17 protein-coding genes are annotated in these 13,818 nt (G+C 70.3%); 4 read left to right on the forward strand and 13 right to left on the reverse strand.

What is annotated here, in order from left to right:
* Positions 1-2 precede the first annotated feature (2 nt).
* On the reverse strand, positions 3-461 hold the full coding sequence (locus AC21LY_RS19300; protein WP_489048177.1) for a peroxiredoxin: 459 nt from the start codon (positions 459-461) through the stop codon (positions 3-5).
* 58 nt (positions 462-519) lie between these two features.
* On the opposite strand from AC21LY_RS19300, the gene AC21LY_RS19305 reads away from it, so the two are divergent.
* Positions 520-1,152, forward strand: coding sequence for a DUF2461 domain-containing protein (locus AC21LY_RS19305; protein WP_489048178.1), 633 nt, complete (start codon positions 520-522; stop codon positions 1,150-1,152).
* Here AC21LY_RS19305 and AC21LY_RS19310 read toward each other — a convergent pair.
* Positions 1,062-2,030, reverse strand: coding sequence for a class I SAM-dependent methyltransferase (locus AC21LY_RS19310; protein ID WP_489048179.1), 969 nt, complete (start codon positions 2,028-2,030; stop codon positions 1,062-1,064). The genes AC21LY_RS19305 and AC21LY_RS19310 overlap by 91 nt on opposite strands.
* A 131-nt stretch (positions 2,031-2,161) precedes the next feature.
* Between AC21LY_RS19310 and AC21LY_RS19315 the strand changes: the two genes are divergently transcribed.
* Entirely contained in the window at positions 2,162-2,620 is a 459-nt protein-coding gene (locus tag AC21LY_RS19315) for a YbaN family protein (RefSeq protein ID WP_489048180.1), read from the forward strand.
* Positions 2,621-2,623: 3 nt separating this feature from the next.
* Here the strand turns inward: AC21LY_RS19315 and AC21LY_RS19320 are convergent, their stop codons facing one another.
* The 6 genes from AC21LY_RS19320 to AC21LY_RS19345 form a co-directional block, all read right to left on the reverse strand.
* Positions 2,624-2,971 (reverse strand): hypothetical protein, encoded by a 348-nt coding sequence (locus tag AC21LY_RS19320; RefSeq protein ID WP_489048181.1) that lies wholly within the window; start codon positions 2,969-2,971, stop codon positions 2,624-2,626.
* Positions 2,972-3,060: 89 nt separating this feature from the next.
* Entirely contained in the window at positions 3,061-3,492 is a 432-nt protein-coding gene (locus AC21LY_RS19325; RefSeq protein ID WP_489048182.1) for a VOC family protein, read from the reverse strand.
* 59 nt (positions 3,493-3,551) lie between these two features.
* On the reverse strand, positions 3,552-4,550 hold the full coding sequence (locus AC21LY_RS19330) for an acrylyl-CoA reductase family protein (protein WP_489048183.1): 999 nt from the start codon (positions 4,548-4,550) through the stop codon (positions 3,552-3,554).
* 37 nt (positions 4,551-4,587) lie between these two features.
* On the reverse strand, positions 4,588-5,019 hold the full coding sequence (locus AC21LY_RS19335) for a YdeI/OmpD-associated family protein (RefSeq protein ID WP_489048184.1): 432 nt from the start codon (positions 5,017-5,019) through the stop codon (positions 4,588-4,590).
* A 28-nt stretch (positions 5,020-5,047) separates the two neighbouring features.
* Positions 5,048-5,383 carry a VOC family protein gene (locus tag AC21LY_RS19340; RefSeq protein WP_489048185.1) on the reverse strand — a complete coding sequence of 112 codons (336 nt, stop codon included), beginning with the start codon at positions 5,381-5,383 and terminating at the stop codon, positions 5,048-5,050.
* A 17-nt stretch (positions 5,384-5,400) separates the two neighbouring features.
* The gene (locus tag AC21LY_RS19345; RefSeq protein ID WP_489048186.1) at positions 5,401-6,885 is read right to left on the reverse strand and encodes an MDR family MFS transporter; all 1,485 of its coding nucleotides are present in this window, start codon (positions 6,883-6,885) and stop codon (positions 5,401-5,403) included.
* A gap of 138 nt (positions 6,886-7,023) precedes the next feature.
* Between AC21LY_RS19345 and AC21LY_RS19350 the strand changes: the two genes are divergently transcribed.
* Complete coding sequence (locus tag AC21LY_RS19350) at positions 7,024-7,488, forward strand: nitroreductase/quinone reductase family protein (RefSeq protein ID WP_489048187.1); 465 nt, start codon at positions 7,024-7,026, stop codon at positions 7,486-7,488.
* A 21-nt stretch (positions 7,489-7,509) separates the two neighbouring features.
* Here AC21LY_RS19350 and AC21LY_RS19355 read toward each other — a convergent pair whose 3' ends face one another.
* Complete coding sequence (locus AC21LY_RS19355) at positions 7,510-7,980, reverse strand: hypothetical protein (protein ID WP_489048188.1); 471 nt, start codon at positions 7,978-7,980, stop codon at positions 7,510-7,512.
* Positions 7,981-8,092: 112 nt separating this feature from the next.
* On the opposite strand from AC21LY_RS19355, the gene AC21LY_RS19360 reads away from it, so the two are divergent.
* Positions 8,093-8,701 (forward strand): SanA/YdcF family protein, encoded by a 609-nt coding sequence (locus AC21LY_RS19360; RefSeq protein WP_489048189.1) that lies wholly within the window; start codon positions 8,093-8,095, stop codon positions 8,699-8,701.
* Positions 8,702-8,722: 21 nt separating this feature from the next.
* On the opposite strand, the gene AC21LY_RS19365 is transcribed toward AC21LY_RS19360, so the two are convergent.
* The 4 genes from AC21LY_RS19365 to AC21LY_RS19380 all read right to left on the reverse strand — a co-directional run bounded on the left by AC21LY_RS19365 (position 8,723) and on the right by AC21LY_RS19380 (position 13,748).
* Complete coding sequence (locus tag AC21LY_RS19365) at positions 8,723-9,607, reverse strand: NAD(P)-binding domain-containing protein (RefSeq protein WP_489048190.1); 885 nt, start codon at positions 9,605-9,607, stop codon at positions 8,723-8,725.
* 33 nt (positions 9,608-9,640) lie between these two features.
* Complete coding sequence (locus AC21LY_RS19370) at positions 9,641-10,609, reverse strand: alpha/beta hydrolase (protein WP_489048191.1); 969 nt, start codon at positions 10,607-10,609, stop codon at positions 9,641-9,643.
* Between the two features lie 71 nt (positions 10,610-10,680).
* Positions 10,681-11,874, reverse strand: coding sequence for an alkane 1-monooxygenase (locus AC21LY_RS19375; protein WP_489048192.1), 1,194 nt, complete (start codon positions 11,872-11,874; stop codon positions 10,681-10,683).
* A 575-nt stretch (positions 11,875-12,449) separates the two neighbouring features.
* A complete protein-coding gene (locus AC21LY_RS19380; RefSeq protein ID WP_489048193.1) occupies positions 12,450-13,748 on the reverse strand; it encodes a condensation domain-containing protein in 1,299 nt (432 codons plus the stop codon).
* Between the last annotated feature and the right edge of the window lie 70 nt (positions 13,749-13,818).

Here is a 13,818-nt window from a genome sequence, read left to right on the forward strand (position 1 = left end):
GTTCAGCCGCGCAGCGCGGCGAGGGCGCGGTCCGCATGGACCTGCATGTTCACCTCGGAGGAGATCACATCGGCGACGGTGCCGTCGGCGCGGATCGCGAAGGTCGTGCGTTTGGTGGGCAGCCCGGCCAGTTTGAGCAGGCCGTCGCGCCGGACGCCGTAGGCCCCGGCGACGGCACCGTCGACGTCCGAGAGCAGCGGGTAATCGAGGCCGTGCTTGCCCGTCCAATCCTGCTGCTTGGCGACGGCGTCGCGGCTGATCCCCACGCGCTGCACCCCGGCCTCCGCGAACTCGGCGGCGAGGTCGCGGAAGTGGCACGCCTCCTTCGTGCAGCCCGGCGTGAACGCCGCCGGGTAGAAGAAGAGGGCGACGGGGCCCGCGGAGAGCAGGTCGCTCAGCTTCCGCGGGGTGCCGTCCTGGTCGGGGAGCTCGAAGTCGGGCGCGGTGTCACCGGGTTTCATGCCGTCCACGCTAATCGTCCCGCGGGCGGAACGCCTCCCCGGCGGTAGCCTGGGCGGCATGAGCTTCACCGGATTCCCCGAGGCCGCGCTGGACTTCTACGACGACCTCGAGGCCGACAACTCGAAGGTCTTCTGGGAGGCGCACAAGGAGGTCTACAAGTCGGCGGTCGCCGCGCCGATGGCCGCGCTGATGGAGGAGTTGGCGGACGAGTTCGGCGCCGCCAAGATCTTCCGCCCCTACCGGGACGTGCGCTTCTCGAAGGACAAGACGCCGTACAAGACCCACCAGGGCGCCTTCGTCGCCGTCGGCCCGGCGACGGGGTACTACCTCCAGATCGGCGCGCCCGGTGTGCGGGTCGGCGCCGGCTTCTACGAGGCGAGTCCGACCCGGCTCGCGGCGTTCCGCAAGGCCATCGACAACGACCTCTACGGGCCGGCGCTGGAGCGGATCATCGGTGCGCTGCGGCGTCAGGGTTGGGAGATCGGCGGCGAGACGCTCAAGACCACGCCCCGCGGGTGGGACGCCGACCACCCGCGGATCGAGCTGCTGCGCCACAAGTCGCTCACCGCGATGCGCGACTACGGCTTCGAGGAGATCATTCACACGCCGAAGCTGGTGCCGCAGATCCGCACGCACTGGCGCGAGACCACGGCGCTGCTCGACTGGCTCGTCGAGCACGGCGACGCGTGAAACCCACGGTCAGGCCCGAGCGACCACCCGCAGCCAGCTGATCGGCGCGGTGAACTCCCCGTCGCCGTACTCCTGCCGCAGCGCGGCGGCCGCGCAATCCGTCGCCCGCTCGACCGTGAGGCGGGATGCGCGAGCAGTTCCGCCCGCAGCGGCGTGGCCTGACAGATCGCGGTGGCCGTGCGGTCGGCCGTCGACGTGCTCACCGCGGTCCGGGTGTCGACGTCGATGCCCGTGAAGCCCGCGGACCGCAGGTGCTCCACGATCGTCCCGGGGTCGAAGTAGGAGTACGGCGTGCGCCGCAGGAACCGCAGCGGCGAGTCCGGGGCGGCCGAGGCGACCGCGTCGCTCACCGTCCGCCACGCCGGGTTCGCCTCGATGCGATCCCACGCCGTGAAGACGAAGGCGCCGCCGGGACGGAGCACGCGCCGCGCCTCCGCGAAACCGCGCACCTTGTCCGGCAGGAACATCACGCCGAACTGGCAGGCCACGAGATCGAAGGCACCGTCGTCGAACGGGAGGTCCATCGCGTCGGCCACCTGCCAGCGCACGCGCAGGGAGCTGCACAGCTCCACGGCGGTATCGAGCATCGGTGCATTGAGGTCGGTCGCCGTTATCGACCTCAGCCCCGCGTCGACCAGCGCCCGGGTGAGGACCCCGGTGCCGGCCGCGGTCTCGAGCACCGCGGCGGGTGCGAGCCCGGTGATGGTCCGCGCCGTGTCCTCCGCCGGCGCGGCGAAGACCAGCGGCACGAGCAGTCGCTCGTACATCGCGGGGACGGAGCCGACGAACGCGGTGTCACCCGGGTCCAGGGCGCCGGGCGCCGCACTCGACGGGCGGCGCGTCCGGTCCGGCTCCGAGCGAGCGCGGTGGGTACTCATCGTCGACTCCTCGGCCCGAAGGTGTTCCCCGTCTCCAGTGTCCACCCCGCGGGGGCCGCTGACCAGAGGCGATGGTTCCTCCGGCGTGAGCACGACAGCGGCGATCCGTGCCCGCTCCCTACACTGGGGCCATGGCGCAACGATCCCGGCTGAGATGGATGTGGTGGGTCTGCGCCTACGTCGCGCTGGGCCTGGGCATCGTCGGCGTCGTGGTCCCGCTCATGCCGACCACCGTCTTCATCCTGATCGCGGCGTACTGCGCGGCCCGTGGCTCCGACACGCTGCACCGCAAGCTGCTCGCGCATCGCGTCTTCGGTCCGATGATCCGGGACTGGCAGGCCACCGGCGCCGTCAGCCGCAAAGCCAAGTACATGGCGGTCGGCAGCATGGCCGTGTGCGCCGTGATCCTCGTCCTGGTGACCCCGCGGTGGTGGATCGCCGCGCTGGGCACGGCGATCATGGCCGCCGTCGGCACCTGGCTCTGGCTCCGCCCGGAGCCGGACGACGCACCACCCGGGCCGGACGAGGCACCGACCGGGCCGGACGGCACCGTCGACGCGCAGGAGCCCGCCGCCGGCCGCGAGGAGTGACGTTCAGTCGTCCAGCGCGCTGACGGCGATCCCGTAGGGCAGGAACCGGACCCGGCGGGTCGCGTCCGTGTTGTGCTGGTTGGCCCGGAGAGCGTCGATCTCGGTGGCGTAGACCTGCTCGACACGCGCGCTCCCGTCCTCGGCGCTCGCGACGACCGCCCAGACCCCGTCGCCGGTCTCCCCCGCCGTCTCGGGCTCCCGCTTGGGCCGGCGCGCATCGTCGAACAGGCCGGAGAAGACCTCGCGCCCGGCCGCACCGCTCACCAGCTTGCCGATCATGTCCCGTGCCTCGCGGGCGAGATCGTCGAACTCGCCCGGACCGAACCCGAAGGGGTTCTCGTTACCTGCCATGCCTGACTCCTCGAGCCGTAGGGACCACCCGACTCCAGTGTCCACGGCTCGCGCGGCCCCGGCCACCCCGTTCGTCCAGGGCGAATCCGTCAATCGAGGCAGAACTCGTTGCCCTCGACGTCGGCCATGGTGAGACAGGACTCGTTCACGCCGTCGGCCTCCTGCAGGTAGAGGCGGGTCGCCCCGAGCTTCTCCAGCCGGGCCCCCTCGGCCTCGAGGGCGGCGAGACGCTCCGCGCCCACCATCCCCGTGCCGACCCGGACGTCGAGGTGCACCCGGTTCTTCACCGACTTGCCCTCCGGAACGCGCTGGAAGAACAGGCGCGGGCCCACGCCGTTCGGGTCGACGCACGCGAACGCCGAGCCGTGCACCTCGGCCGGCAGCGACGCCTCGAAGGCGTCCCAATCCGCGAAGCCCGGCGGGGGCGGGGGCACCACGTAGCCGAGCGCCTCGCACCAGAACAGCGCGACGCGCTTCGGGTCCGCACAATCGAAAGTCACCTGGATCTGCCTGACGGTCATGGGGACACCGTAGCCAGCCCAGCGGTCAGTTCACGACCTGATTACCCTCGCGGAGGCGGTCACCAGCCGCGGCCGAGGTCCACGACGGCGCGGCCGGTGTACTCGCCGGCACGGAGGGCGTCGACGACCGCGCCGACACCGTCGACGCCGATGTCGTTCGCGACCAGGTCGAGGTGGCGGGGGCGCAGGTCGGTCTCGATCCGCTGCCACAGCGCGCGACGCGGCGCGATCGGCATGAGCACCGAATCGATGCCGGCGAGCGTCACGCCGCGCAGGATGAAGGGCAGCACCGTGGTCTGCAGGCCCGCACCGCCGGTGAGGCCGCTCGCGGCGACGACGCCGCCGTAGTTCAGCGTGCTGATGACATCGGCGAGGGCCTTACCGCCCACGCAGTCGACGGCGGCGGCCCAGCGGCTCTTGCCGAGGGGACGGGGCTTGGCGTCGGGATCGAGCGGCAACCGGCCGATGACCTCCGCGGCGCCGAGCGCGCGCAGGCGGTCCGCGGCGGCGGGCTTACCGGAGGACGCGACGACCTCGTAGCCGAGGCCGGCGAGCAGATCGATGCTCGTGGATCCGACGCCACCGGTCGCGCCGGTCACGACGACGGGGCCGTCGGCGGGCGTAATCCCGGCGTCGACGATCGCGGCCACACTCATGGCCGCGGTGAAGCCCGCCGTGCCGATCGCCGCCGCCTCGCGGGTGCTCAGCGTGGTCAACCCGACCGCCCACTCGGCGGGGACGACGGCCTGCTCCGCGTAACCGCCGTCGCGGGCGGTGCCGATCTCGTATCCGTGCGCAATGACGCGATCGCCCGCGGCGAACTCCCCGGAGGTGGATTCCAGGACGGTGCCGGCGACGTCGATGCCCGGGACGATCGGGTACTGGCGTACCACCCCGCCGCCCGGCGTCAGCGCCAGCGCGTCCTTGAAGTTCACGCCGGAGAACTCGACGGCGATGCGCAGCTGCCCGGGCTCCAGCGCTGCGGGCTCGCGGGTCTGAACCCGGGAGGTCACGGCCTCGTCGGCGGTGTCGGCGATCAGTGCCCGGTACTGGGTCATCGTGTCTCTCCTGGGGTCTCGGTGCTTTCCCGCGATCCTAGAGTGAGGCGATCACCGCGGCGATGCGCCGCTCCCTCGTCTCGGCCCGCTTCGCTTCCGCGACACCCCGCGCCGCCTCCTTACGGCGGGTGAAGCTGAGCGCGTCGAACGCCTCGCGCAACCCTTCGGCCTGCAGCGCGGCCGCGAGCTCCTCGGGCACCTCGACGGTGCGCTCGGCATCGTCGAGCTCGATGAGCGCGTCGACGGTGTCGCCGATCTCGACCTGAAGGTCTTTGCGCGCGGCCTTCGACAGGCCGATCAGGTTGCATCCGCCCATGCCCGCGAGCCGCAACCGCGCGGACCGCTCTCCGACGGTGACGCGCACCGCCGCGCGCTTGCCCCCGCCCAGTTCCTCGACCTGTGCGTCGGTCAGCTCGATGGCGGTGGCCGGCCCGACCGGCTCCAGCGTGGTTCGTACGTGCAGTGCCATGCCTTCCATGGTCCCGGAAACGGTCGGGCTATGCGGGCCCGCCGCCGATGCCGACCTCGTTGCCGTCGGGATCGACGAAGGTCGCCTTGCGGACGCCGTTCTCGTAGACCTCCTCGGAGGCGGGCGTCAGGCCCCGTTCCGCGGCTGCTGCGAGGAAGCCCGCATAGTCGTCCACGAACAGCGTGACGGCGGCGTGGCCGGCGTGACCCGGGAGCAACTCCGCATAGACGTGCGTGTGCTCGCCCAGCGTCCACACGTGCTCGACGTCGTTGGGTGCGAAGGTCTCGACGTCACCGAAGAGCTTTCCGCCCCACGCGGTGGCACGGGGTAGGTCGGTCACGGCGAGGCGCGCGAACAGGTCCATGGTCACTCCTCGGGCGATCAGTGGGGCGCCGGGCCGGACGGGGCGGCACCGTCGACCCGCGAGGGCAGGAACAGGGAGCACACGACGACCACCAGGCCCATCAGCGCGGCGGCGCCGAAGGCCCACTGCAGGCCGCCGATGAAGGCGTCCGGCTGGGACGCGCCGGTCTCGGCGAGGTGTGCCGTGCGGTTGGACATCACGACGATGAGCGCCGCGGTGCCGATCGCACCCGCCACCTGCTGGAGCGTGCCGAGCAGGGACGAGCCGTGCGAGTACAGGTGCTCCGGGAGATCGCCGAGGCCGACGGTGAAGACGGGTGTGAAGACCGCGGCGAGCGAGACCATGAGCGCGACGTGGATCGCGACGATGACGAGGTACGGCGTGCCGCCGCCGATCCGGCTGAGGGCGGCGAGGGCGAGGACGATGCCGATCGCTCCGGGGATCACCAGCGGCCGCGCGCCGACGCGATCGTAGAGTTTGCCGACCTGCGGGCCGAGCAGGCCCATGGCGAGGCCGCCGGGCATGACCAGGAGGCCCGTCTGCAGCTCGGACAGGCCGCGCAGGTCCTGCAGGTAGAGCGGCAGCAGGATCATCGAGCCGAGGAAGGCCATGAAGCCGGCGGTCATGAGCAGCAGGGAGACCGTGAAGGTGCGCCTGCGGAGGGTGCGCAGGTCCAGCAGCGGCATCTCGCGCTGCTGCAGCCGGATCTGGTAGGCGGCGAAGGCCGCGATGAGCAGCACTCCGGCGAGGACCGTGAGGATGGGGCCGGTCCAGCCGCCGGTACCGATCTCGCTCAGGCCGTAGACCAGACTGCCGAAGCCGCCGGCGGCGAGCGCGACACTGACCCAGCTGATCGGGGTGCTCCCCGTCTCGCCCACGTTCACCAGCTGCCGCATGCCGGCGATGCCGACGACCGCCGCGATCGGCAGGACGAAGACGAAGATCAGCCGCCACGAGCCGAGGTGCAGGATGACGCCGGAGACCGCCGGGCCGAGGGCGGGCGCGCACGACATGGCCAGGGTGACCTGCCCCATCACTCGTCCACGGTCGTTCTCCGGGACGACGGTCATCAACGTGGTCATGAGCAGCGGCATCATCACCGCGGTGCCGCCGGCCTGCACGACGCGGGCGGCCAGGAGCACCTCGAAAGTGGGGGCGAGCGCGGCCAGTGCGGTGCCGGCGCTGAAGGTCGCCATCGCCACCGCGTACGCCGTGCGGGTGCTCACGCGCTGCAGGAACCACCCGGTCACCGGGATCACCGCGGCCATGGTGAGCATGAAGACGGTGGACAGCCACTGCGCCGCGCGGGCGTCGACGTGGAAGTCGGTCATGAGCCGCGGGATCGCGTTGATCATGATCGTCTCGTTGAGGATCACGACGAAGGTCGCCGCGACCAGCAGTTTGATCACGAGCGGCGTACGGCCGACCGGGGCGGTCCGCTCGTCGACGGGGCTCGTCAGGCCGATGGGGGGTTGGTCCACCTGTTCAGTGTGCGCGGTCATGGTCGATTCCTCGAAGTCGTTTTTCGCGGCGACCTGTCGACCGCCCTTCATGAACACGACGAACGCGACCGATCGATTTCGACACCGGCGGTGTCCGGCGCTCTGGCCGAGGAGCGGGACCGGGTCTACCGTGGAGCCATGAGCCGGAGCGCCGGGACCGCCAGCACGATGCCGCTGCAGAACGTGATGAACGCGGTGATGCGCACGTTACTGCGGGTTCCCGGGGTCTCGAAGGTCCTCGGCGAGCGTCTGCTCACGCTGTACGTCGTCGGGCGGAAATCGGGGAAGGTCTTCGAAGTTCCCGTCGCCTACACCAAGCACGACGGTGCCCTGCTGGTCGGCTCCCCGTTCGCCTGGGGGAAGAACCTTCGCACCGGCGAGCCGATCGAGATCCAGCTCGCCGGGCGGCGCCGGACCGCCGACGTGCGCGTGGTCTCCGACGAAGCCGGGGTGGTCGAGCTGTACCGGGTGATCGCCGCGGACAACAAGAACTTCGCGTCGTTCAACCACATCGGCTTCACCGCCGACGGCTCCCCCGATCCCGCCGATCTGCGCCGGGCGTTCGACGGTGGCGCGCGGGTCTTCGTCCTCACCCCGCACTGACCGGGTCGACGTACCGCGGAGCTACTCGAACGCTCCGTCACCGGGACGGCGCACCACCAGTCCCCGGCGCTGCTGTGCGAGCTTGCGGATCTCCTCCTCCAACGCGTCGCGAAGCCGGACCAGTCCGATAGCGTACGAGTCGGGGTCGCGCTCCGCCTGCTCGAGATAGACGTTGCACCCGCGAGTCATACGCGCCAACGGCATCTGCAGGGACGGGATCTCGCGCACCTGCCCTCGCGCGTGACGGATCTCGTCCTTGACCGACAGCACGCTCGCATTGGCGCGCGCGTAGTCGTCGGTCTCCTGCGCACCGGGGATCCTCACGGCGCGACCCGCGAACGCTCGCCGGTGGTGCAGATCGAGGACCAGCGATCTCAGCGCCCGGAGCTCGTTACGCCGAACGGTCAACGCGTAGGTGACCAGCGCGATCCCCACCGTCAGGGCCGCGCCGATGGCCGCCACCAGGACATCGGGCCAGAAGGTCTGCCACACACGTGCATGATGACAGAGCCGAGACGGTCCGATCGGCGCTTCGACGTGCATCCGACCGCGGCGACGCGAACGGCCCTCCGCCACCCGCCGCGCGATCAGTAGGCTGGGTCCGGTGTTCGCCGTACTGCGCCGCGTGATCCGCTACCTCGTGATCGTGCTGGTCGTCGTCGTGGCGGGCTCGAGCGTGTGGGTGCAGTGGGCGAGCCGGGGGCGCATCGAGCCGGGTGCGTCCCGTCCGTGGGTCATCGTGCTGGGCGATCGCGTGCACGACGGTGAGCCGTCCGTGTACCTGCGCGAGCGACTCGACACCACGCTGGCGATCCTGCGCGAGCGGCGCGCCCAGCATGTATTGGTGTCCGGCCACGCGGCGTCCACGAAGGGCGACGAGGTCGCGGCGATGCGCAGGTACCTGGTCGAGCGCGGTGTCGATCCCGGGACGATCACCGACGACCGCTTCGGTGTGACCACCTACAACACCTGCGCCCGCGCTCGGTCCCTCTTCCGGATCGACGCGGCGATCCTGGTGACGCAGGACTTCCACCTGCGGCGGGCCGTCGCCCTCTGTCAGTCGCAGGGGATCGACTCGGTCGGCGTCGAGGCGGGCTCGGACGCCGGGGTCTATCTGACGGTGCGCAACTGGGTCCGGGAGATCGGGTTGTCGCGTCCCAAAGCCGCTCTCGACGCCCTCCGCGACCCCGGGCCCCGGACCTCCGACCGCTGAGCGCGAGGGCCGGCGGGCCGACTATCGGCCGTGCAGGCGATCGGAGGTCAACGCGCTCAAGCCGAGACGGCCACTCCCCCGGGCGATCAGACCCGCGGTGATCCGATGGATCTCGGTGAGGCCACCGTCGCCCGACAGCAGCTCGCGGCGCATCCAGACGAGGTCCTCGAGTACGGGCAGGTGCTCCGTGAGATTCGCCGGACCGCGGGGGTGGACATCACGCCGGACGTCGTCGACGGTCTGCTCGACGGCGTCCACGACGTGCGCGAGCTGAGCCCGAAAGGGGCCGGCCAGGTCGGCGTCCTCCACGCCGGCGCGTCGAAGGCTCTCGATCGCCCGGAGAACGCCGAGCTGGGCGTCGTACCAGAGCCCGAACAGGGCCAGATCCCACGCTGCCGCGGCCTCGATCGACGCGCCCACGTACCGGGGCGTGCTCAGGATCTCCAACACGGGCCGAACCTCGTCGAACACCGGTCGCGGCCCCGCGTACAGGATCGTCGCGGCCTCCGTCCCCAGGTCGTCCGGTCCCGCCTGGAGGCCTCCGTCGAGGTGGGCGGCGCCCACGCCGGCGACGGCGCGGGCGGTGGTCCGGGCGTCACTCCTACTCCCGGTCGTCAAGACGACGACGGTGCGCCCGGCCGCGTCGGCGAGGGAGCCGAGCACCGCGCGCACGGCATCGTGGCCGGACAGTGTCACCAGCGTCACCAGGCTGGCGGTGACGGCCTCCTGCGCCGACGCGGCCACCGTCGCCCCTGCTCGTACCGCTTCGTCCGTCCGCGTTCGACTCCGGTTCCATACCGTCACGGTTCGTCCGGCGTCGACGAGGAGTCGGACCACGGCCGTCCCGACGGCCCCGGTGCCGATCACCGAAACTCGATCGGCCCGAGCACCTGTTGCATCGCTCATACTCCGATCCTCGGACCTCAAGCAAAGTTGATGTCAAGGGTCTTCCGGCCCGCAGGAGGGCCGCGCGTCGTCGCCCCGCGGGGCCGGACCCGTCGCCGCGAGCCGGCCTCGAAGCCACTCGTCGATGCCGTCCAGCGCGGCACGCGCCATGGACGTCGCGTGACCGGTGAAGGCGTGGGGCGACGCCGGGTACACCCGGAGGTCCACCTCGACGCCGGCCGCGAGCAGCCTTGCGCCCATGGCGAGATTGTCCTCGAAGAGGACGTCGTCCTCGCCGATCACCATCAGGAGCGGCGGCAGACGCCGGAGGTCGGCGTAGACGGGCGAGACGTCCGGATCGGTGCGATCCTGCACGTCGCCCGCGTACGCGTCGAGGAAGTACTCACCCGCGATGAGGCGTCCTGCCGGGGTCCGCGCCGAGAGGTCGTACGTCCCGCACTGCAGCACCGCACCGCGGAACGCGTGAATCCCGCGGTCACGGAGTCGGATCAGGGTCACCGCCGCCAAGGTGGATCCGGCAGAGAATCCCGTCATCAGAAGCCGGTCCGTACGGAAGCGCTCGTGAGCCCACTCGGCGAGCCACAGCGCCGCCGCCTCGCAATCGTCGGGTGCCGCCGGCCACGGATGCTCGGGTGCCAGGCGATAGTCGACGCTGACGACGGCCACGCCCAGTGCGTCCGCCAGACGGCGGTTACGGAGATCGCTGCCCGCAGCGGATCCCAGATAGAAGCCGCCGGTGTGGAACTCCAGGAGCACGCCGGCGGCGGGGAGCATCGTCGGCGTGTGGATCCGCACACGCACCTCACGGCCATCGGCTCGCACCGTTTCCACCGACGGAGCCGGCGTGCATTCCGGGGGCATGGGGGCCGCCTCGCGGATCCGCACGAGCTCGCCGTAGCCACCGGGTCCCCGGCCGGGTGGCCGGCGCGCGTAGAACGCCCGGGACTCCGCGATCAGCGGTACGACGGCCGGGTCGATCAGAGAGGACGTCGCGATCCGCATGTGTCGGACTCTACGAGACGCGCGGCCTTTCGCCTGCCGACCGCGACACCGGACCGACCACTACCCGCCGATCAGGCGTGCGCGTCCTCGAGCGACATCTCGTCGCCCAGGGCGACGGTGCGGCGCCGCGCCGGGGTCCGGACGGCACCGTCCGGCTCGCCCTCCGGGTAGCCGTACCGAGCACGAAGCTCGTCGGTCAGATTGGCGCGACGGATGTCCCCGTCGTACATGTCGATGATGCGCTGATGCATGACGGCACGCCAGAGCGGGGGCACGAGAGCGAGCAGCACCATCTGCCCGTAGCCCCCGGGCAGCTCCGGTGAACCCTCTTCGAGTTCGAGGTTCTGATAGCGGCGTCCGGGATGTACGTGATGATCGCTGTGCCGCTGCAGGTTGAAGATCCCGAGGCCGGTCATCAGGCGCGTGCTGTTCCACGAATGCGCGTGGCCGAATCGCTCGTACCGGCCGTTCGGCAGCCGCCTGCGCCGCAGCCCGTAGTGCTCGATGTAGTTGATGGCCTCCAGGAATGCGATCGCGATCAGCGCCTGTCCGAGCACCCACGGAGCGATCCCCCACCCGAACGCCGCGAACATCGCGGCCAGGAGCACCGCGGTCAGGAGCCAGCCCTGCAGGATCACGTTCTGCGGGGTCCACCACGACCTGTCCTTGCGCACCAGCCGCTTCCGCTCGGCGGTCAGCGCCGTGCGGAACTCGCCGGGCATGCTGCGCGTGAGGAACCGCCAGTACGATTCGCCGAACCGGGCGCTCACCGCATCGTCGGGCGTCGCGACCAGCACATGGTGCCCGCGGACGTGCTCGACGACGAAGTGCGCGTACCCGAGAGGCGCGAGCGTCACCTTCGCGAGCCACCGCTCGAGCCGGGACTGCCGGTGCAGCAGTTCGTGAGCGACGTTGATCGAAAAGCCACCCATGAGCCCCACGGTGATCAGGAGGCCGATCTTGTCGGTGATGCTCAGCATGCGGTCGGCCCACATGAAGCAAGCGACGACGAAGCCGGCCACGTACAGAGGAACGAAGGCATAGGTCACCCACCGGTACCAGCGAGCATCCGCGATCCGACGCGCCTTCTCGGGATCGGGGTTGCCGACCCACCGTCCGGCGACGAACTCCAACGTCACCGCCAGGGCGTAGAGCATGACGCCGGACCACCAGAAAATGCGATTCCCCGTCAGGAAGACCAACTGCGAGGGAATCAGGCATACCGCGGCAGGAAGAAGACCGATGACCCACAAGATCGCAGACAATGAGGGCTTCCGTATCACTTTCCCGCCGCGCATCATCGCTACCTCATCTCGTCCATCTACCCGCAAACAACATGCCGAACCGACCCCCAACCCGTGTGACGCATGTTGCTGGTGTGACCACCACCCCTGCATCTTGCGGGACGGATCACGCCAGCACAAGCATCATTTCGCCGGCGAGTCCGGATCGTTACGCTCGGCCGCTCCGGCGAGAGCTCCGGTCGAGCAGCCTAGCAACATTTGCACTTCAAGCTATTGAGTAGACCGGTTGATTTTTCGGCACCGCAGGTGCAGTACATGCTGTCCGCAACAAACAGGTACTGATCGGTAAGGATTCAGTGGATTCAACATTTCACCCACGGCACACTCTCCAGAAACAAGGCCTTTTAGACAGACGCCTCGTCACTGTCGGCCGAATGGGCGTCATGTACGTACTGCCCGAATTGCAAAGCCGTGAAGCCGAGTACTGAAGCAGATGTAGTGGCTGACCACGTTGCCGGCCTCGGCACGACCACCCATCGATCTGGCACTATGACGAATTTCACACTCTCCAGCGCAGCGGAGGGCCTGTCACACAGCTAGGCGCGAGCCGTGACCGACGGCACCGGTGCTCCGACCATGACGCTGAGCAACGTGCCGGCGAACCGGTCCAGCGCCTCCTGGCTCAGCTTGCGGCGATCGCCGCGCAGGCTGATGAAGAGCTCGTCCCCCACCCCTGCCACACCCAGCGCCAGCGGCATCCCGGGGGCCAGGTGCGGCGGGCTGAACCAGACCTCGGTGACGGCCCCGGCGTCGCCGAAGCCGGGCACCTCCATGCGCCCCAGGTTGGAGAGGATGAACTGTCGACTGAGGAAAGGAAGCAGCGCGATCAGTCCCCGCTTCAGCAGGCCGGGCAGAACGGTTCCGAGCCCGAGGAAGTCGACGATCCAGCCGGCGGCCCCGTTCGCCTTGACCTTCGCCGTCCGCCGGTGGACCGCGGCCGTCGCCTCCGCGAGGTCGGTGCTCCGCGTCGGCACGTAGATGGTCAGGTAGCTGGAGAAGTTGGAGACGACCTCCCCCGACCACGCGGACGGCCGAAGATTGACCGGCATCAGCAGAGGTACCCGGCGGCCCCTTCGTTTGCCGTGCTCGGTGTTCCACCGCACGATCGCCAGCGCATACGCTGCCAGGACCACGTCGTTGACCGTCGCGCCCTTCTCCCGGTGCCCGCAGGCCGAAGCGACCTCGGCCGCGTTCAGGCGCAGGTGCGAGACGACGTACTTCTGTCCCGTCTCGGAACCCTCGACGGCGGCAAGCCGCGTCGAACCCCAGCGGCCGGCGAAGTCCAGCGTCATGGCCCAGAACCGAGACCATACGTCCCCTGCGCCCCGTGAGCCCGCGAGTCGCCACAACTTCCGCGCCTCGCGGACCGCCGGTCCACCGACGGGGTCGTGATCGCCGGTGTACGCCCGCGCCACCGACGACAGGAGGCGAGCCGCGCTCTTGCCGTCGACCGCGGCGTGGTGCAGGTTCAGCATGAGCCGGTCCCCGCCGTCCTCGCGCACGAGGGCGGCGCGCAGGGGCGGGCTTCCGAACAGATCGGGTGCGACGGACTGGAGCCTGTTGCGCACGTCGGCGGCCGGCTCGTCGGTGACCTCGAGGGCGACGTGATCGGCCTCGTCGGGCACCGTCCACGTCATCCGGGGGGACCAGGACCGGATCGGAGCGAGCTTCGCCCTGGCCATCGGATGCTGCGAAAATGCCACGCGCAGTGCCCGATTGAGACGGTCTGCGTCCAGATGCCCCTGCACGCGGACCTCGAACTCGATCGACATCACCGCGGCGCGCCCCAGGTTGACGAAGGCCTCATCGAGTTGCGTGGCTGGCAGCTTCTGCATGCGTGCGATCGTCTCACGCCCGCACTGGCGAACAGCCGAGCACACTCCGGCGAGGTCGGCGGTGCGCTCC

It is taken from the genome of Tsukamurella sp. II2bb (assembly GCF_057815145.1).